This window comes from Serratia sp. TSA_105.2 (genome assembly GCF_052692115.1).
Window position 1 is genome coordinate 193,030 of sequence record NZ_JBQZFT010000006.1, and the last position, 18,146, is coordinate 211,175.

18 protein-coding genes and 1 pseudogene are annotated in these 18,146 nt (G+C 58.4%); 7 read left to right on the forward strand and 12 right to left on the reverse strand.

Annotated features, from left to right (window positions below):
* The first annotated feature begins 27 nt into the window (after positions 1-27).
* On the forward strand, positions 28-828 hold the full coding sequence (locus ACUTSC_RS18505) for an MBL fold metallo-hydrolase (protein WP_197768359.1): 801 nt from the start codon (positions 28-30) through the stop codon (positions 826-828).
* Between the two features lie 10 nt (positions 829-838).
* Here ACUTSC_RS18505 and ACUTSC_RS18510 read toward each other — a convergent pair whose 3' ends face one another.
* Positions 839-1,960: a threonine/serine transporter gene (locus ACUTSC_RS18510; protein ID WP_197768360.1), complete on the reverse strand. Its 1,122-nt coding sequence runs from the start codon at positions 1,958-1,960 to the stop codon at positions 839-841.
* A gap of 55 nt (positions 1,961-2,015) precedes the next feature.
* The gene (locus tag ACUTSC_RS18515) at positions 2,016-2,909 is read right to left on the reverse strand and encodes a hypothetical protein (RefSeq protein ID WP_197768361.1); all 894 of its coding nucleotides are present in this window, start codon (positions 2,907-2,909) and stop codon (positions 2,016-2,018) included.
* A 193-nt stretch (positions 2,910-3,102) separates the two neighbouring features.
* Between ACUTSC_RS18515 and ACUTSC_RS18520 the strand changes: the two are divergent.
* The 4 genes and pseudogenes from ACUTSC_RS18520 (at position 3,103) to ACUTSC_RS18535 (ending at position 6,047) form a co-directional block, all read left to right on the forward strand.
* Positions 3,103-3,204, forward strand: a pseudogene (locus ACUTSC_RS18520).
* A 259-nt stretch (positions 3,205-3,463) separates the two neighbouring features.
* Entirely contained in the window at positions 3,464-4,189 is a 726-nt protein-coding gene (locus ACUTSC_RS18525) for a 4'-phosphopantetheinyl transferase superfamily protein (RefSeq protein WP_197768362.1), read from the forward strand.
* A gap of 161 nt (positions 4,190-4,350) precedes the next feature.
* The gene (locus ACUTSC_RS18530) at positions 4,351-4,917 is read left to right on the forward strand and encodes an NAD(P)H-dependent oxidoreductase (RefSeq protein WP_197768363.1); all 567 of its coding nucleotides are present in this window, start codon (positions 4,351-4,353) and stop codon (positions 4,915-4,917) included.
* Positions 4,918-4,994: 77 nt separating this feature from the next.
* On the forward strand, positions 4,995-6,047 hold the full coding sequence (locus ACUTSC_RS18535; RefSeq protein ID WP_197768364.1) for a hypothetical protein: 1,053 nt from the start codon (positions 4,995-4,997) through the stop codon (positions 6,045-6,047).
* 35 nt (positions 6,048-6,082) lie between these two features.
* Here ACUTSC_RS18535 and ACUTSC_RS18540 read toward each other — a convergent pair whose 3' ends face one another.
* The gene (locus ACUTSC_RS18540; RefSeq protein ID WP_028128066.1) at positions 6,083-7,420 is read right to left on the reverse strand and encodes an NCS2 family permease; all 1,338 of its coding nucleotides are present in this window, start codon (positions 7,418-7,420) and stop codon (positions 6,083-6,085) included.
* A 235-nt stretch (positions 7,421-7,655) separates the two neighbouring features.
* On the opposite strand from ACUTSC_RS18540, the gene ACUTSC_RS18545 reads away from it, so the two are divergent.
* Both ACUTSC_RS18545 and yieH read left to right on the forward strand, forming a co-directional pair.
* Entirely contained in the window at positions 7,656-8,060 is a 405-nt protein-coding gene (locus tag ACUTSC_RS18545; RefSeq protein ID WP_197768365.1) for an NUDIX domain-containing protein, read from the forward strand.
* 46 nt (positions 8,061-8,106) lie between these two features.
* Positions 8,107-8,775, forward strand: a complete 669-nt coding sequence (gene yieH / locus ACUTSC_RS18550; RefSeq protein ID WP_197768366.1) for a 6-phosphogluconate phosphatase — start codon at positions 8,107-8,109, stop codon at positions 8,773-8,775.
* Here the strand turns inward: yieH and ACUTSC_RS18555 are convergent.
* The 9 genes from ACUTSC_RS18555 to glmS all read right to left on the reverse strand — a co-directional run bounded on the left by ACUTSC_RS18555 (position 8,772) and on the right by glmS (position 18,033).
* Entirely contained in the window at positions 8,772-9,512 is a 741-nt protein-coding gene (locus tag ACUTSC_RS18555; RefSeq protein ID WP_087762478.1) for an amino acid ABC transporter permease, read from the reverse strand. The genes yieH and ACUTSC_RS18555 overlap by 4 nt on opposite strands.
* A 1-nt stretch (position 9,513) precedes the next feature.
* Positions 9,514-10,227, reverse strand: coding sequence for an amino acid ABC transporter permease (locus ACUTSC_RS18560; protein WP_025304748.1), 714 nt, complete (start codon positions 10,225-10,227; stop codon positions 9,514-9,516).
* A gap of 81 nt (positions 10,228-10,308) precedes the next feature.
* Entirely contained in the window at positions 10,309-11,148 is an 840-nt protein-coding gene (locus ACUTSC_RS18565) for an ABC transporter substrate-binding protein (RefSeq protein WP_019455482.1), read from the reverse strand.
* Positions 11,149-11,316: 168 nt separating this feature from the next.
* Positions 11,317-12,051: a phosphate signaling complex protein PhoU gene (gene phoU, locus ACUTSC_RS18570; RefSeq protein WP_016929613.1), complete on the reverse strand. Its 735-nt coding sequence runs from the start codon at positions 12,049-12,051 to the stop codon at positions 11,317-11,319.
* An 11-nt stretch (positions 12,052-12,062) separates the two neighbouring features.
* Positions 12,063-12,833, reverse strand: coding sequence for a phosphate ABC transporter ATP-binding protein PstB (gene pstB, locus ACUTSC_RS18575; protein WP_016929614.1), 771 nt, complete (start codon positions 12,831-12,833; stop codon positions 12,063-12,065).
* A gap of 54 nt (positions 12,834-12,887) precedes the next feature.
* Positions 12,888-13,778 (reverse strand): phosphate ABC transporter permease PstA, encoded by an 891-nt coding sequence (gene pstA / locus ACUTSC_RS18580; RefSeq protein ID WP_019455481.1) that lies wholly within the window; start codon positions 13,776-13,778, stop codon positions 12,888-12,890.
* Position 13,779: 1 nt separating this feature from the next.
* Complete coding sequence (gene pstC, locus ACUTSC_RS18585) at positions 13,780-14,736, reverse strand: phosphate ABC transporter permease PstC (protein WP_004933822.1); 957 nt, start codon at positions 14,734-14,736, stop codon at positions 13,780-13,782.
* Positions 14,737-14,827: 91 nt separating this feature from the next.
* Positions 14,828-15,868, reverse strand: a complete 1,041-nt coding sequence (gene pstS / locus ACUTSC_RS18590; protein ID WP_197768368.1) for a phosphate ABC transporter substrate-binding protein PstS — start codon at positions 15,866-15,868, stop codon at positions 14,828-14,830.
* A gap of 335 nt (positions 15,869-16,203) precedes the next feature.
* Positions 16,204-18,033, reverse strand: a complete 1,830-nt coding sequence (gene glmS / locus ACUTSC_RS18595; RefSeq protein ID WP_049200563.1) for a glutamine--fructose-6-phosphate transaminase (isomerizing) — start codon at positions 18,031-18,033, stop codon at positions 16,204-16,206.
* Between the last annotated feature and the right edge of the window lie 113 nt (positions 18,034-18,146).

An 18,146-nucleotide genomic window follows, 5' to 3' on the forward strand; every position in this document is an offset into this window, starting at 1 on the left:
AGGAATCTCTCTCAGGAACGAGTCAACATGGCATTGACCCTCAAGGTACTGCTGGAAAACCGCCGCGCCGCCGGCGCCGACCCATTATTGCAGGCCAAGGCCGGGCTAAGCCTGCTGATTGAGGATGAGACGACGTCCATACTGTTCGATACCGGCCCCGACGACAGCTTTCTGCGCAATGCGGCGCTGATGGGCGTCGATCTCTCCCGCCTCACCGCGACGGTGCTCTCCCACGGCCACTATGACCACTGCGGCGGCGTCGCCTGGCTGCCGGACAACAGCCGCATCATCTGCCACCCACAGGTCGGCGATGAGCGCTATGCGGCGCTGAAGATGCTGGGCTACACCCGGAAAATCAAAAAGCTCTCTTTGGATATCGACTACTCGCGCCACCGCATGCACTACAGCCGCGAACCGCTGGCGATCGGCGATCGCTTTATGTGGTCAGGCGAAATCGCGGTGCCTGCCCCGCGCGCCTACGGGGTGATCGCCGGGGAAAACGCGGCGGTGGATTACGTCATCGACGAAGGGGTGCTGATTTACAAATCGGATCGCGGTCTGGTGATCGTGACCGGCTGCGGGCACCGCGGGATCGTCAATATCGTGCGCCATTGCCAGAAAATCACCGGGATCGAAAGGATCCACGCCCTGATCGGCGGTTTTCATCTGCGCTGCGCTTCCCCGCGCACGCTCTGGCACGTCCGCCGTTTTTTGCGGCAGCATCAACCGGAAAAGATCATGGGTTGCCACTGTACCGGCGCCTGGGGCCGGCTATGGTTGCCGGAAGCGATCGCGCCGGCCACCGGCGACACGCTGATTCTGGATTAGGCGCGCCGCTTTACACAAACAGTGTCGCGATTACCGCGATACCGCAGCCCAACACGACGATCCCGACCCCTTTTTGCCTACCGTCGCCCCGCTGCAAAAAATACAGAGATGGGATGAAAAAGACGGTCATCACGATAACGGGTATCGACCAGCCCGAGATGATCTTGATAATACTCGGGTTGATCGCGCCGATAAGCGTACAGACAACGATGTTCCCTGCGAGGATTCTCTTTTTGCCCGCTATGCCGAAGGATGTAATGCCGTCGATCACGCCGGTCAAGGTGCCGATATAAGCGCCGCCGGTCAGCAAACACAGCAACAGGGCAGCGCCTAACCACGCAGTGGCGTTGCCGGTCAAACCGGCGGTATAAAACAGCGCATCCACATTGCGGCTGTTAATGATTGAGATGTCATCCAGCGTCAGCAAGCGGCTGATAGCGATGACGATCATGGCGATAAATGCCAATATCAGTATCTTGCCGAACAGAATACTGCGCGCCTGCGGCCGCACGGCGCTTTTCGCAAACCGCTGGATGCATGGGGTAAAGTTAAACGTAAAAAGAAAAATCGGCAGCAGCAACAACGTCTGCAATGATATGCCAGCCGGTGCCTGCGCCGCCTGCCGAACCCCAGTCGGTTGTAACAGGAAAAACACCGCCAGAATCGCCACGAGCACAATAGAAAACAGTGCCATTCTGGCAATCAGGTGCTCGATTCGCTGGCTAAACGCCAACCATGCTGCTGACAGCGCCGCACTCAGCAACAGCGAAATGCCGACCCGAACCCAAAATCCGTCGTAGAAAAAAGACGCGACGACGTTGACCAGGGTGATGAAATTTATCAGCACGATAATGATCATCGACAGAATAAACAGCACACAGACGATTGCCGCTGCCCGCTCGCCGATAAACGTCGATGATGCCGCCAGGAAATCTTTCTCCGGGTGCGAAGTGATGAATTTGAAAAAAAGATAGTGCGCCATCATCGATACCGACATGGCGATAACGATAAACAGCGCGAACGCCTTCATCCCCAATACGCCCGGCCCCACTGCCTGGGGCAAAAAGAAAATCCCGGCGCCGAATGCCGTGGAGAAAAAGGTAACTGGCCAATACAGGTGTGAAATTTTCATGATGATGCTCAACCAGCCGGCTATGCCGCAACGCAAAGCCAGCTGGCAAAAAATGTCATTCGAAACAGGATCTGCCGAAGAAGACCAGTAAAGAAGGCAAGGAGAAGTTATCGTAAAAAGTCGCGGCCGCACGATAGCCGTTAAGCACGTTGACACGTGAACACAGCGGAAAAACGCCAATATGCGAAGTGTAATTATCGAAGACTTTATTGGAGGAAATGCGATACCGAATGGCCCTGAACGTCGCGGCATTTCCCGCCGCGCAGGTCGGTTTATTTTCCTTGATGATATCGAACGCATGTTCGCCCACCGACATCTTCACATTGCCGTCTTGGCGCTGAAAATACGCCTCTTTATCCATACGGTTCTTAATATGGCGTTTAAAGCGATCCGCCATGTTTTTCTCGCTGACATAAAATGTATTTATATCAATACCATGACGTTGATTTGAAGCCAGAATGTAGTCATTTACTTTTTCCGGAATAATATACGGCGATGTCGCTATCTTCCTGAATTCGTTAGCGCCGTCTATCTCGCTGCCATCGCTTTTTTCCATATAGAAATCATTTATTTCCATCAAGAAGTCAGGCTGAACATTGAGCTGTCGAATGGATTCGGCTATGTAGTCAATACAGAAGCGCGCGGACTTTTCCACTTCACTGCTGACAGAAAAACGATCGTCCAAATTCACCACGGTATGCCCACCGGAAATCAGCACCTTATCCGTCAAAAAAGACGATGCCAGCGCGATGAGCTCTTCGACGTTGTTATTTGAAACCTCATTATTGACCACCTCAATGATTCCATTCTGATCGGCTTTGTAGACGATAAAACGATCTTCGCCCTTCCAACCTTTTTTGCAGTTGCATTTATATTCTTTAAAAACAACACGTTCGGCTGTTTTATAAAAATCGGCGCTTTGCAGCGGCATTAACTCGAGATCTGGCATGCCCTTCTTCCCTATTCGTAGCCAATGACGCCAATTTTGTATAACAATAGCTAATGTAAATTTAGTGATCTGACTCTGATAATTGACAATCACCCACATAAATCATGGTTTTTTTGGCCTTGGTCACACTTCCAAGTTCAGGTTATTTTAACAATTTTTATTTTGTGGTTTTATGTGTCCAACAAAAGAATGCGGAGAGGTGGGCGAGTGGTTTAAGCCAGATTTAAGAAACTAACCGTTTCTTAAATCCACACGAGTCATCGTGTCGTAGGTTCGAATCCTGCTCTCTCCGCCAACTTTTTCTTACCTGGCGGTTATTTTTATGGGTTGATTGGACGCCATCGATTCGGAGGCGGCTGACTTCGGCACCGATCAATTTTATGCTCGCACCTATTACGAATAATCTTCGCCTTGTGCGCTCTTCTCCCCCTCCTATGCAGTGCAAAAGCCAACAAATCGGATAAAACGCATAGTGTTTTTTGATGATAAATCCTCAACTTAGTCTTAATCTAACACCCCTGCGTTCTTAGCGACCCTCTGTCATGGAGTGAACAATGGCGTGTCATTTTGCCCGATGGGCCCCGGCCTCCGCTGTCCTGGATACCCAGAGACTCTCCGACGAAGTGATAGCCGCCACCCGCACCTTTTCCGTTAAACGCCGCACGCGCTTCCTGCAAGGGCGTATTCTGCTCGCCGAAATGATGTTCTACCTGTACGGCCTGCCGACGCTGCCCCCCATAGCCACCACGCCGACCGGCCGCCCCTGTTTCGCCGATCATCAGCTGCCCGATTTCAGCCTCGCTTACGCCAGCAACACCGTGGGCGTGCTGCTCAGCGACGAGGGCAAAGTCGGACTGGATATCGAAGTGATGCGGGCGCGCGGCACCCGGCAAAGCGCGCTGCAGCACGCGCATCAGACGCCGGCAGAAAGCGCCTGGATCGGCGCGCAGGACGATCGGCTGGAGGCAGAAACTCAGCTGTGGAGCATCCGGCAAAGCGTGCTGAAAATTTCCGGCCTCGGCAACAGCGGCCAGGCTACGCTGCGTCTGCATCCCTTCTCCGGCCACCTGCGCTCCAGCGCCACGCCGGACGTTCAGGTGATGAGCGACGCCGACGAATACCTGAGCTGGGCCTGCGCCGGCAGCCCTGGCCTGGATCGCCTGCTGTGCTGGCGCTACGAAGAGCGCGGCGGACTGCGCAAAGACGGGGAAATCTCGCCGCGCAGCCCGGCGGCGTCCTCGCGCTTCGTTAAACTGACGGGCCTGAAGACACCCGGTTAACGCAGCGCAAAGCGGATAACGCTGTCTTTACCGCACAAGTTGCTGGATTAAATTGTAAAGACAGCTAAATGTTGAGCAATCGCCTATTCTCGACCCGCGCTTTAGCCTACTATTCGCCCATGTTGTACGCTGAATCTGCTCATTCGAAAGGGAGAATCATCATGTCAGACCAAGCCTTGAAAATCGTCACTCTGCTCGGCAGCCTGCGCAAAGGCTCCTACAACGCTATGGTGGCCCGCGCCCTGCCTGGGCTGGCCCCACAGGGCGTCAGCATTGAAGCGCTGCCTTCCATCCGCGATATCCCGCTGTACGACGCCGACATGCAACAGGGTGAAGGCTTCCCTGCCGCGGTCGAGGCGATCGCCGAACAGATCCGCCAGGCCGACGGCGTGATCATCGTCACCCCTGAATATAACTATTCCGTGCCCGGCGGGTTGAAGAACGCCATCGACTGGCTATCTCGCTTGCCGAATCAGCCGCTGGCCGGCAAGCCGGTCGCCATTCAAACCAGCTCGATGGGGCCGATCGGCGGCGCGCGCTGCCAATACCATCTGCGCCAGATCCTGGTGTTCCTCGATGCGATGGTAATGAACAAGCCTGAGTTTATGGGCGGCGTGATCCAGAGCAAGGTCGATGAACAGGCCGGTGAACTGAGCGATCAGGGAACGCTGGATTTCCTGACCGGCCAGCTGTCCGCGTTCAGCGATTTTATTCGCCGCGTGGAGTGACCGTCTCGCGGCGCCCAGCGGGCGCCGCAACAGGACATGAAGTCCGTCAATTCATTGAAAATTAAAGCCATAGCATCATGTATTTTTTCATTTTAGCGTTATTTTTTGTTTCCATCACCAGTCCCGCTTTCGCCGCAGACATGCGTTATCCCGCCGGTGAAGAGCCGCTGGAGCTGCCGGCACACAGCGCGCTCAACGCCCAGCTGTCGCGTTCCGCGCAAAACCAGGAAGACAAAAAGCTGGGCGCCATGTCGCTGTATCTGACGCTGATGCGCGAAGACGGCCGCAACGTCTGGGCGCCCTACCAGCTGGCGGTATCGTCGGCGGAGAAAGGCCAAACCGAGCTGGCGGAGCGCTACCTGCAGCTGAGCGCCGACCGCGGCCTGTGGTACTACTACAACCTGCTGGAGGACGACGCCTTCAACAGCATCCAGCACTCCGCCACCTACCAATCGATCCTGGCCGCCACCAAAGCGCGCTATCTGCAGCACGCCCGCCACTATGAAGGCAAGGCCAGCTATGCGATTCCGGACGGCGAAGCGCCGCCAGAAGGCTGGCCAACGGTGATCTTCCTGCATACCTACGGCAAAGCCGCCGCCATCAGCCCCGAAGAACGACTGCTGTTCGGCGAAATGGGCGTAGCCTACATCGAGATCAACGGCACGCAGATGCTGTCGGAAAACAGCTTCCGCTGGTCGAATTACAGCGACGAGAGCACCCACACCGCCATTCAGCGTACGCTGCAACAGCTGGCTCCGCAGCTAAAGCTGAATCCCCGGCGGGTTTACCTCAGCGCCCGCGGCCAGGGCGCACTGCACGCCGCCAACCTGATCGCGAAGTACCCGCAGTGTTACGCCGGCGCGCTTCTGATAGCCCCCAACGGCGAGATCAAGCCGGCCCAGCAGTCCTTGGCGGCGCAAAAGAAAATCGTGATGGCGTATTACGATCGGCAGAACTTCAGCGAGCAGGCGCTGGCATTGCACTTCGCCAATCTGTTCGGGGAGGATAATCAGGTGCAGACGCTGCACTTCGCCCAGGGCGAGGATGCCGCCGGCAGTTGGCAAGCGCGCTTCAGGCGACCGTTGCAATGGGTGTTGGATCGGGCGCCGGATGCGACGCCGGGCGCCTAGGGGTTCAGGGCCGACAGGCGTCGGCCCTTTGGCGGTCAATGGCCGTCGACGAAGACGATCTTCAGCACGAACAGCAGCGCCACCACCACCACGCACGGGCTGATTTCACGCCAGCGGCCGGTGCCGAGCTTCATCACGCAGTAGGAGATAAAGCCGAGCGCAATGCCTTCGGTGATCGAGAAGCTGAACGGCATCATCACCGCAGTGACAAACGCCGGTACCGCTTCGGTCAGATCGTCCCACTTCACCCGCGCCAGGCTGGAGGTCATCAGCACACCGACGTAGATCAGCGCGCCGGCGGCGGCGTAAGCCGGCACCATGCCCGCCAACGGCGACAGGAAGATCACCAGCAGGAACAGCAGGCCGGTGACCACTGCCGTCAAACCGGTGCGGCCACCGACGGCGACGCCGGACGAACTTTCGATGTAAGCGGTCACGGAAGAGGTGCCCGCCAGCGAACCGGCCACCGAGCTGATGCTATCTACGTACAGCGCCTGCTTCATGCGCGGGAACTTGCCCTGGCTGTCGGTCAGGCCGGCTTTATCGGTAACGCCGATCAGGGTGCCGGAGGAGTCGAACAGATTCACCAGCATAAACGAGAAAATAACCCCGGCCAGCCCGATGTTCAGCGCGCCGGCCACGTCGACCTGGCCCACCACCGAGGTGATGCTCGGCGGCAGGGAGAACAGGCCGCCGTATTTCACGTCGCCCAACATCCAGCCGATCAGGGTGGTGACCACGATCGACACCAGCACCGCCGCGTGGAAGTTACGCGAAGAGAGCACGGCGATGATGAAGAAGCCGAGCGCGCCCAGCAGCACGTTGTGCGAGGTCAGGCTGCCGATGGTCACCAGCGTATCCGGGTTGGCCACCACGATGCCGGCGTTTTTCAGCCCCATCATGCCGATGAACAGACCGATGCCGCTGGTGATGCCGACCCGCAGGCTGACCGGTATGTTGGCGATCATCCAGTAACGGATGCGGAAAATGGTCAGCAGCAGCAGGCCGACCGCCCCCCAGAAGATGGCGCCCATGCCCACCTGCCAGGAGATGCCCATCGCCCCGACCACCACGAAGGCGAAGAAGGCATTCAGGCCCATCGCCGGCGCCAGCGCCACCGGCAGGTTCGCCAGCAGGCCCATAAAGATGCTGCCGAAGGCGGCGATCAGACAGGTGGTGACAAATACCGCCTGGGTATCCATGCCCGCTGCGCCCAAAATTTGCGGGTTAACGAACACGATATACACCATGGTGAGGAAGGTGGTGATACCGGCAATCGTTTCCGTACGCGCCGTCGTGCCATGTTGCTTGAGTTTAAACACGCGCCCAAGCAAGCCTTGCTCAGCGTCAAGGCCAGATACTGGTTTGGTCATTATCAGAATTCCGAAAATGGGAATGGACAGTCGCCGGCTATCCTATAACAAAAAGTGGGGGTTTTGACGTCGGTCACAGGTTTTTTTCGCCGTCTTTACGGCTAAACGCGTCAACGGCTTGTATTTACAGGCATTCATCCCCCGCAGCCGCCCGCTGCGTTGCCGTTTACCGGCACGGCCGATAAAATGGCCTATCGCATCTCTTACCCTACCCGCTAAAAAAACAGGAATCCGCATGTCTTCAACCTTTATCGATAAGCTCGCGTTGATCGCGCTGAAAGATGACAAAGTGGCGCTGGTGCGCTCACACAATAAGACGCTGTTTTATATGCCGGGCGGAAAGCGCGAAGCGGGCGAAACCGACGAACAGGCCCTGTGCCGCGAAATCGACGAAGAGCTGACCGTTGCGCTGCTGCCGAACTCCATCGCATTTTACGGCGAGTTCACCGGCCCGGCGGACGGCAAGCAGGACGGCACCCAGGTGCGCATTCGCTGCTACCAGGCCGACTTTACCGGGCAGCTGCAGCCGGCCGCCGAAATCGCCGAACTGAGGTGGTGCGACAGCCGCGATTTGCCGCACTGCTCGCACGTCGCCGCGCTGATTTTGCACGATCTTAAGGCGCGTAACCTGATCAAGTGATCGCTGAGCGGCCTCAGCGGCGTTAACCCGAAGGAACCTGTCCCGCATGAATCAGATTGACTGCATTTTGTTCGACTGCGACGGCACGCTGGTGGACAGCGAAGTGCTGTGCAGCAAAGCCTATGTACACATGTTCGCCCGCTACGGTATTCATCTGTCGCTGGAAGAGGTATTCAAGAAATACAAAGGGGTGAAGCTGTACGAGATCATCGATCGGGTCAACGCCGAGCAGGGCACTGACCTGGCAAAAGAGGCGCTGGAGCCGCTGTATCGGCAGGAGGTGGCGCGGCTGTTCGACAGCGAACTGCAACAGATTGCCGGCGCCCGCGAGCTGCTGGCGCAGGTGACGGTGCCAATCTGTACCGTCTCCAACGGACCGGTCAGCAAGATGCAGCACTCGCTCGGCCTGACCGGCATGCTACCTTATTTTGATGACCGGTTGTTCAGCGGCTATGACATTCAGCGCTGGAAGCCGGATCCGGCGATCGTGTTTCACGCCGCCGAACAGATGCGGGTGCCGGTGACGCGCTGCATCCTGGTCGATGACTCGCCCGCCGGTGCGCAGGCCGGCATCCATGCCGGCATCCCGGTCTTTTACTTCTGCGCCGACCCGCATAACCCGCCGATCGACCACCCGCTGGTGACGACGTTTGACGACCTGGCCCAGCTGCCCGCGCTGTGGCGCGAACGCGGCTGGCGGCTCACGGCCGATTAACTGGCCGGCAACGGCGGCTTGTTGCGCCACCAGCGCCAGGACCGCTTCAGCGCGCGGGTTTGCGCGCCGAAGCGGCGGTTGACCGCGTTGGCCAGCAGATCGAGCGCCAGGCAGAACACGAAATAGACCAGCGCCACGAACAGGAACACTTCCATCGGGTAGACCATGCTGCGGTTGTTGACCTGGGTCGCCAGAAAGGTCAGTTCGCCAACGCCGACGATATAAGCCAGCGAGGTGTCTTTGATCAGGGAGATCCATTGGTTGATGAACGACGGCACCATCATGCGCAGCGCCTGCGGCAGCACGATCATGCGCAGCGTCTGCCAACGGGTCAGCCCCAGAGAAAGCCCGGCCTGCCACTGGCCGGGACCGATCGCGGCGATGCCGGCCTTCACCGCATGGGCCAGATAGGCCGAAGCGATCAGCGCCAGCGCGCACACCACGGTAGTGATTTCCGGGATCTCGACGCCAAACACCATCGGCAGCAGGAAATAGGTCCAGAAGATCAGCATGATGACCGGAATGGCGCGGAAAAAGCCCAGCACCGCCGCCAGCAATCCGGCAGCGACGCCGCGTGACATCGCCAGCGCCACGCCGAATAACGTGCCGAGCACCGCCGAAGCCACGCCGGCCATCAGGCTGATCGCCAACGTCAGCGCCGCGCCGCCCAGCGGTCCGTCCGGCCAGGTGCCCCACAGCAGGTAGCCCAGGTTATCGTGAATTACCCTGAAATCCATCTCAATGCCCTCCCAGCGGTTTACGCTGTTGGCGCCACATGCCCCAGCCTTCCAGCAGCGCGATGATGGCGATATACAGCACCGTCGCCACGCCGAACGCCTGGAAGGTGCGCAACGTTTCGGTTTCGACCTGACGCGAGGCGTAAGAGAGTTCGGCAACGCCGATCGCCATGGTCAGCGACGAGTTCTTGATCACGTTCATGTATTGCCCGAGCAGCGGCGGCAGCGCGATTTTCAGCGCCTGCGGCAACACCACGTAGCGCATCGCCTGCCAGCCGGTCAGCCCCAGCGCCTGGGCGGCATATTTCTGCCCGCCGGCGACGCCGCGAATACCGGAACGGATCTCTTCGGCGATAAAGGCGGTGGAGTAGAGCGTCAGGCCGAAGAAACCGGCGAGAAACTCGAACGACGGCCACTCAAGCGGGCCAACCTGATGTGAACTGTTCAGCCATTGCATGGCGGCGGACGGCAGGATCTGCCCGGCGGCGAAGTACCAGAAGAACAGCTGCACCAGCAGCGGCGTATTGCGAAACAGCGAGCTGTACCCCATCGCCAGCCAGCGCAACGGCCGCAGGCTGCTGTCGCGCATCGCCGCCAGCACAAAGCCCAGCAGCGTGGCCGCCAGGCCCGCGCAGGCGGAAAGCCACAGCGTCAGCAGAAAGCCGTGCCACAGCCAGCTCAGGTATTGCGGCGCCAGCAGCCAGTCCAGGTTCATGTTCAATCCTTGTCTTGCAGAATGCATCAGGGGCGCAGCAAGCTGCGCCCCTCCGTGCCGATCTCACCGCGAGCGGTTAAATCAGGCTTTCGGTTGCTGATCCAAAGGCGCGATTTTGAAATCACCGCGCGGTTGGGCGGATTGGGTTTCCGGCCCGAACCAGCGATCGTAAATCTTAACCGCTTCGCCGTCTTTTTCCAGCTTGATCAACGTCTCGTTCACCGCGGCGGTCAGGCGATCTTCGCCCTTGGGAATGCCGACGCCCTGGTACTCTTTGGTCAGGCTGAACGGCGAAATTTCAAACTCCGCCTTCTGCGCCGCCGGCAGGTTGCCAAGCAGGCCGACCAGCTTGGCGTCGTCCTGAGTGATCGCCTGCACGTTGCCGTTACGCAGCGCCACGAACGCCAGCGGAGTGTCATCGTAAGAGATCACCTTCGCCGTCGGGAAACGCTCGCGCAGGGTGATTTCCTGCACCGTGCCCTTGTCCGCGCCAATGCGCAGCTTCTTGATGTCTTCCGGGGTTTTCAGCACGCCTTTGCGGGCGATGAATTTCTGGCCGGTAGCGAAATATGGCACGCTGAAGTTCACTTCCTTGGCGCGCTCGTCGGTAATGGTGAAGTTGGCGGCGATCAGGTCAACCTTCTTCGACACCAGCAACGGAATGCGGTTGGCCGGGTTGGTGGCGCGCAGCTCCACTTTCACGCCCAGCGCTTTACCGATCGCATCGGCGACGTCCACATCGTAGCCCACCAGCTTCTTGCTCTGCGGGTCGATGTAGCCGAACGGCGGGTTGCTATCGAACACCGCGATACGCACCACGCCGGCTTGCTTGATATCGTCAAGTTTGTCCGCGTGCGCGGCGCCGGCGGCGAGGCCGGTCAGACTGGCTAACAACGTTAAGGCCAAAGCGCGATGTTTCATAGAAAGCTCCTAAGTGGTTGATGTCCTGCTGGCGGATAAGCTAGCAAGCGCCACATAGGTCAGGAAATAATATAAAAAGCTATATTTATAACCTTTTTATCTTTACGCGCTTAAGATGGAATAAAGGCGCGGGAAACCGCGCCTTTGAAGGATATTACCCGGAAAGGGTTAGTCGGCCTTTTCGTCTTTACCGCCCGGAGAGAGTAGCTTTTCCAGGGCATCACCACCCAAATGACGGAAGTCCTGCCCTTTGACGAAATAGAAGATAAATTCGCAGATGTTCTGGCAGCGGTCGCCGATGCGCTCGATAGAACGGGCGCAGAACAGCGCGGTCAGCACGCTGGGAATGGTGCGTGAGTCTTCCATCATGTAGGTCATCAGCTGACGCACGATGCCTTCATACTCCTGGTCGACCTTTTTATCTTCACGGTAGATACGGATCGCCTCGTCCAGATCCATGCGCGCAAACGCGTCCAGCACGTCGTGCAGCATCTGCACGGTGTGGCGCCCCAGCGATTCCAGACTGACCAGCAGCGGCTGGTGCTGGTGCGAGAACTTTTCCAGCGCGGTGCGGCAGATTTTGTCCGCCACGTCGCCAATGCGTTCCAGCTCGGAAATGGTTTTGATGATCGCCATCACCAGGCGCAGATCGCTGGCGGTTGGCTGGCGCTTGGCGATGATGCGCACGCAGGCTTCGTCGATCGCCACTTCCATCATGTTGACCTTGGCGTCGCCTTCGATCACGCGCTTGGCCAGCTCGCCATCCTGATTGTGCATCGCGGTGATGGCGTCGGTCAGCTGCTGCTCCACCAGCCCGCCCATGGTCAGCACCTGGGTGCGGATATGCTCAAGCTCTGCGTTGAACTGGCCGGAAATGTGTTTGTTTAAATTCAGGTTATCCATGATGCTTCCTATCAACCATAACGGCCAGTGATGTAGTCTTCAGTCTGCTTTTTCTGCGGCGCAGTGAACAGGTTATCAGTATCACTGAACTCGATCAGCTCGCCCAGATACATAAATGCGGTAGAGTCGGAGCAGCGCGCCGCCTGCTGCATGTTGTGCGTCACGATCACCACGGTGTAGTCGGCCTTCAGCTCGCTGATCAGCTCTTCAATCTTGCCGGTGGAGATCGGATCCAGCGCCGAGCAAGGCTCATCCAGCAACAGCACTTCCGGACGAATGGCGATGCCGCGGGCGATGCACAGACGCTGCTGCTGGCCACCGGAGAGGCTGTAGCCGCTCTGGTGCAGCTTGTCCTTGGTTTCGTTCCACAGCGCCGCCTTGGTCAGCGCCCACTGCACGCGCTCGTCCATATCGGCGCGCGACAGCTTTTCAAACAGGCGAACGCCGAAGGCGATGTTGTCGTAAATCGACATCGGGAACGGCGTCGGCTTCTGGAACACCATGCCAACCTTGGCGCGCAGCAGCGCGATATCCGAGTTGTCGGTCAGGATGTTCTGGCCGTCCAGCAGGATGCCGCCTTCCGCGCGCTGTTCCGGGTACAGCTGATACATCTTGTTGAAGGTGCGCAGCAGGGTGGATTTGCCGCAGCCGGATGGGCCGATAAACGCGGTGACCTTGTTCTTGGCGATATCCAGCGTGATGTTCTTCAGCGCATGGAATTTGCCGTAGTAGAAGTTCAGATCGCGTACCTGAATTTTGCTGCTGGAAGCGTCAGTAACCATACTCATCAAGACTTCTCTCTTTTCATCAGCGCCGCCAAAGCGGCGCTCAAAATTTTATGAATGCTTTTTCTTGGCGAAAATCACGCGCGCCAGGATATTCAGTAACAGTACGCACAGGGTGATCAACAGCACCCCGGCCCAGGCCAGCTGTTGCCATTCGGCGAACGGGCTCATGGCGAATTTGAAGATGGTCACCGGCAGGTTGGCGATCGGCTGCATCAGGTCGGTGCTCCAGAACTGGTTCGACAGCGAGGTGAACAGCAGCGGTGCGGTTTCCCCCGCGATGCGCGCAATCGCCAGCAGCACGCCGGTGATGATGCCGGACACCGACGCCTTCAGCGTGATGGCAGAAATCATGCGCCATTTCGGCGTACCCAGGGCGTACGCGGCCTCGCGCAGCGTATCCGGTACCAGCTTCAGCATGTTTTCGGTGGTGCGAATGACGATCGGCACCTGCAGCAGCGCCAGCGCCACGATGCCGGCCCAGCCGGAGAAGTGTTCCATCTTCGCCACCACGATGGTGTAAACGAACAGGCCCACCACGATCGACGGTGCGGACAGCAGGATATCGTTGATAAAGCGGATCACTTCCGCCAGCCAGGATTTACGGCCGTATTCCGCCAGGTAGATGCCGGCCATGATGCCCAGCGGCGTACCGAAGATGGTCGCCCACAGGATCAACAGGCCGCTGCCGGCGATGGCGTTGGCCAAGCCGCCGCCCGCGGTATTCGGCGGCGGGGTCATTTCGGTGAACAGCGCCAGCGACATACCGTCGAAGCCTTTGGTGACGGTGGCGATCAGGATCCAGATCAACCAGAACAGCCCGAACGCCATGGTCGCCATCGACAGGAACAGCGCGAGGCGGTTTTTCTGCCGGCGCCAGGCCTGCATTTTGCGGCGGCTTTCCGCCAGAACGACTGCGTTTTGCATATCCATCGTCGCCATGTTAACGCCCCTCATTCTTGGCCAGACGCATGATCATCAGTTTCGACAGCGCCAGCACGATAAAGGTGATAACAAACAGAATCAGACCCAGCTCCATCAACGCGGCGGTGTGCACGCCGGACTCGGCTTCGGCGAATTCGTTGGCCAGCGCCGAGGTGATACTGTTGCCCGGCATGTACAGCGAAGCGCTGTCGAGCTGGTAGGTGTTACCGATGATAAAGGTCACCGCCATGGTTTCCCCCAGCGCGCGGCCCAGGCCCAACATCACGCCGCCGATGACGCCGTTTTTGGTGAACGGCAGCACGATGCGCCAGATGACTTCCCAGGTGGTGCAACCGATGCCGTAGGCCGACTCTTTCATCATCACCGGCGTCTGTTCGAACACGTCGCGCATGACCGCGGCGATGTAAGGAATGATCATGATCGCCAGGATCACCCCGGCGGCCAGAATGCCGATGCCGAAGGCCGGGCCGGAGAACAGCTCGCCGACGATCGGAATGCCCGACAGCACTTCGCCCACCGGCGTCTGGAAGTATTCGGCGAACAGCGGGGCGAACACGAACAGGCCCCACATGCCGTAGACGATGCTCGGGATGGCCGCCAGCAGCTCAATGGCGATGCCCAGCGGCCGCTTCAACCAGTTCGGCGCCAGTTCGGTCAGGAACAGCGCGATGCCGAAACTCACCGGCACGGCGATGATCAGCGCGATAAGCGAGGTGACCACGGTACCGTAGATCGGCACCAGCGCGCCGAACTGCTCCGCCGGCGCATCCCATTCTTTGGTCCACAGGAAGGCGAAGCCGAATTTCTGCATGCTTGGCCAGGAGGCGAAGATCAGCGAAACGATGATGCCGCCCAGCAACAATAGGGTAATCAGCGCAGCCAGTCTCACCAGCGCGCTGAAAATGATGTCACCGTTTTTGCCCGGTGCTTTGATGGTCGGCTTGTACTCAGCCATAGATTACTCTCTGTTTGAACCCTGGCAGCCCCAACCGGGATCGGAGCCTGAAGAACTGTGTGGGGCGCGGCGAACCCGCGCCCCTGCGTTGTTAGTACAGCGCTTTACCTGAACTGTCTTTTACGTTGGTTTTCCAGGCCGCGCGAACTTGCTCAACCACTTCTGTCGGCAGGGTGGCGTAATCCAGCTCGTTCGCCTGCTTGGCGCCGGTTTTGTAAGCCCAGTCGAAGAACTTCAGCACTTCGGCGCCCTGAGCAGGGTTTTTCTGCTCTTTGTGCACCAGGATGAAGGTGGTGGAGGTGATTGGCCACACGTTGTCGCCTTTCTGGTCGGTCAGATCCTGAGCGAAGGTCTTGCTCCAATCCACGCCTTTGGCCGCGTTGCTGAAGCTCTCTTCGGTCGGGCTGACCGGTTTGCCGTCGGCGGAAACCAGCTTGGTGTAAGCCAGGTTGTTCTGCTTGGCGTAAGCGTATTCTACGTAGCCGATAGAGCCAGGCAGACGCTGAACGAAGGCGGCGATGCCGTCGTTGCCTTTGCCGCCCAGACCGGTCGGCCAGTTAACGGTAGAACCGGCGCCAATCTTCTCTTTCCACTGCGCGTTGGCCTTGGACAGGTAGCTGGTGAACACGAACGAGGTGCCGGAACCGTCGGCGCGGCGCACCACGGCGATGTTCTGGTCGGGCAGTTTCACGCCTGGATTCAGCTTGGTGATAGCCGGATCGTTCCATTTTTTGACGTTGCCCAGGTAGATATCGCCCAGGGTTTTACCGTCCAGAGTCAGTTCGCCGGATTTGATGCCCGGGATATTCACGGCCAGCACCACGCCGCCGATCACGGTCGGGAACTGGAACAGGCCGTCGGCCGCCAGCTTGTCGTCAGACAGCGGGGCGTCGGAGGCGCCAAAGTCAACGGTGTTGGCCACGATTTGCTTCACGCCGCCAGAGGAGCCGATGCCCTGATAGTTAACTTTGTTGCCGGTTTCTTTCTGATAAGAATCTGCCCACTTGGCGTAAACCGGAGCGGGGAATGTCGCACCTGCACCGGTCAGGCTGGCAGCAGCGAACGCGGACACGGTGGTCAGGGAGAAGGTCGCTGCCACAATACTGGCGACGGTGGTACGCATCAGTTTCATAATCCCTCCTAATGGGATACTTAAAATCGACTTCGAGTCGTTTTAATCAGAGTAAGTATTGCTGCAGGAGGGAAAATAGGACAGTTTGGTGACAGAAAAATGTACGCAATATGACAGTTATATTACAGTGCGTCTGAGGTGTGTTTGTTTATATTAAAATCAATTTGTTACATCAAAAACAGCGCAATTGCCAAGCAATAAAAAAACCGTTTGGCCACGCCCTATCCGCTTGAATATGACAACGTTTATCCCTGAATCGGCGCCGCAGTCATCTTTCGCGTTGCTCATGAAAAAGCCGGCGCTAAGGCCGGCTTTTGTAGTTTACCTGCGGCAGATTACTCTACGGTGACAGACTTCGCCAGGTTGCGCGGCTGGTCAACGTCGGTGCCTTTGATCAGCGCCACGTGGTAAGACAGCAGCTGCAACGGCACGGTGTAGAAGATCGGCGCCACGATTTCCTCGACGTGCGGCAGAGGAATGATGGTCATGCCTTCGCTGCTGACAAAGCCGGCGTCCTGATCGGCGAACACATACAGCTGGCCGCCGCGCGCGCGCACTTCTTCAATGTTGGACTTCAGCTTTTCCAGCAGTTCGTTGTTCGGTGCAACCACAATCACCGGCATATCGGCGTCGATCAGCGCCAGCGGGCCGTGTTTCAGCTCGCCCGCCGCATAAGCTTCGGCGTGAATATAGGAGATCTCTTTCAGCTTCAGCGCCCCTTCCATGGCGATCGGATACTGATCGCCGCGGCCGAGGAACAGCGCATGGTGCTTGTCGGAGAAGCCTTCCGCCAGCGCTTCGATCTCTTTATCCATCGACAGCATCTGCTCGATGCGCGCCGGCAACGCCTGCAGGCCGTGCACGATCTCCTGCTCCACGCTTTCAGCCATGCCTTTCAGACGGCCCAGACGCGCCACCAGCATCAGCAGCACGGTGAGCTGCGTGGTGAAGGCTTTGGTCGAAGCTACGCCGATTTCCGTGCCGGCCTTGGTCATCAACGCCAGATCGGATTCGCGCACCAGCGAAGAACCCGCAACGTTACAAACGGCCAGCGAACCGAGATAACCCAGCTCTTTGGACAGGCGCAGCGCCGCTAATGTGTCGGCGGTTTCGCCGGACTGCGACAGGGTGATGATCAGGCTGCCTGGACGCACCGCCGATTTGCGGTAACGGAACTCTGACGCGATCTCGACATCGCATGGCACGCCGGCCAACGCTTCAAACCAGTAGCGCGCCACCATGCCGGAGTGGTAAGAAGTGCCACAGGCAATGATCTGTACGTGCTGCACCTTGGCCAGCAGCTCGTCGGCGCGCGGGCCCAGCTCGCTCAGATTGATTTGGCCATGGCTGAAACGCCCTTCCAGGGTATTTTTCAGCGCCAGCGGCTGTTCGTAGATCTCTTTTTGCATGTAGTGACGGTAAGCGCCCTTGTCACCGGCGTCATACTGCACCTGGGATTCGATCTCAGGGCGCTCGATGGCGTTGCCCTGCTTGTCGAAGATGTTGACAGTGCGGCGAGTCACTTCCACCACGTCGCCTTCTTCCAGGAAGATGAAGCGGCGGGTGACCGGCAGCAGCGCCAGCTGGTCGGAAGCAATGAAGTTTTCCCCGACGCCGCGGCCGATAACCAACGGGCTGCCGGAGCGCGCAGCGACCAATACGCTCGGATCGCGGCTGTCCATCACCACGGTGCCGTAAGCGCCGCGCAGCTGTGGGATCACGCGCTGAACCACTTCCAGCAGCGTACCGCCTTGCAGTTGTTCCCAGTGCACCAAGTGCGCAATCACTTCGGTGTCGGTTTCGGAGCTGAAGCGATAACCGCGTTCGATCAGCAGTTCGCGCAGCGGTTCATGGTTTTCGATGATGCCGTTATGCACTACGGTAATGTAGTCGGAAACATGCGGGTGCGCGTTCGCCTCGGTCGGTTCACCGTGCGTTGCCCAACGGGTGTGAGCGATGCCGGTACCGCCGTGCAGATCGGTCTGCTCCGCCGCTTCGGCCAGTTTTTGCACCTTGCCTACGCGGCGCAGGCGGCTGACGTTGCCTTTCTCGTCGACCACCGCCAGACCGGCGGAGTCATAACCGCGGTACTCGAGACGACGTAAACCTTCCAACAGGATTTCTGCGATATCACGTTGCGCTACTGCGCCTACAATTCCACACATCAATTATATTCCTAATGAACGCCCTTCATGGGCGCTTTCGATGCCTTGACCTGATTTTTGCCGGTTTTTACCGTGCGCCCCCCGAGCCTGTAGATGGTGGGGGTTATTATGTT

Coding starts and splice junctions, on each gene's coding strand:
- pstS (WP_197768368.1), bottom strand. CDS start 15,868: ATGAAACTGATGCGTACCACCGTCGCCAGTATTGTGGCAGCGACCTTC.
- ACUTSC_RS18505 (WP_197768359.1), top strand. CDS start 28: ATGGCATTGACCCTCAAGGTACTGCTGGAAAACCGCCGCGCCGCCGGC.
- pstA (WP_019455481.1), bottom strand. CDS start 13,778: ATGGCGACGATGGATATGCAAAACGCAGTCGTTCTGGCGGAAAGCCGC.
- pstB (WP_016929614.1), bottom strand. CDS start 12,833: ATGGTTACTGACGCTTCCAGCAGCAAAATTCAGGTACGCGATCTGAAC.
- ACUTSC_RS18565 (WP_019455482.1), bottom strand. CDS start 11,148: ATGAAACATCGCGCTTTGGCCTTAACGTTGTTAGCCAGTCTGACCGGC.
- ACUTSC_RS18525 (WP_197768362.1), top strand. CDS start 3,464: ATGGCGTGTCATTTTGCCCGATGGGCCCCGGCCTCCGCTGTCCTGGAT.
- ACUTSC_RS18555 (WP_087762478.1), bottom strand. CDS start 9,512: ATGGATTTCAGGGTAATTCACGATAACCTGGGCTACCTGCTGTGGGGC.
- phoU (WP_016929613.1), bottom strand. CDS start 12,051: ATGGATAACCTGAATTTAAACAAACACATTTCCGGCCAGTTCAACGCA.
- ACUTSC_RS18545 (WP_197768365.1), top strand. CDS start 7,656: ATGTCTTCAACCTTTATCGATAAGCTCGCGTTGATCGCGCTGAAAGAT.
- ACUTSC_RS18535 (WP_197768364.1), top strand. CDS start 4,995: ATGTATTTTTTCATTTTAGCGTTATTTTTTGTTTCCATCACCAGTCCC.
- ACUTSC_RS18560 (WP_025304748.1), bottom strand. CDS start 10,227: ATGAACCTGGACTGGCTGCTGGCGCCGCAATACCTGAGCTGGCTGTGG.
- glmS (WP_049200563.1), bottom strand. CDS start 18,033: ATGTGTGGAATTGTAGGCGCAGTAGCGCAACGTGATATCGCAGAAATC.
- ACUTSC_RS18515 (WP_197768361.1), bottom strand. CDS start 2,909: ATGCCAGATCTCGAGTTAATGCCGCTGCAAAGCGCCGATTTTTATAAA.
- ACUTSC_RS18540 (WP_028128066.1), bottom strand. CDS start 7,420: ATGACCAAACCAGTATCTGGCCTTGACGCTGAGCAAGGCTTGCTTGGG.
- pstC (WP_004933822.1), bottom strand. CDS start 14,736: ATGGCTGAGTACAAGCCGACCATCAAAGCACCGGGCAAAAACGGTGAC.
- yieH (WP_197768366.1), top strand. CDS start 8,107: ATGAATCAGATTGACTGCATTTTGTTCGACTGCGACGGCACGCTGGTG.
- ACUTSC_RS18530 (WP_197768363.1), top strand. CDS start 4,351: ATGTCAGACCAAGCCTTGAAAATCGTCACTCTGCTCGGCAGCCTGCGC.
- ACUTSC_RS18510 (WP_197768360.1), bottom strand. CDS start 1,960: ATGAAAATTTCACACCTGTATTGGCCAGTTACCTTTTTCTCCACGGCA.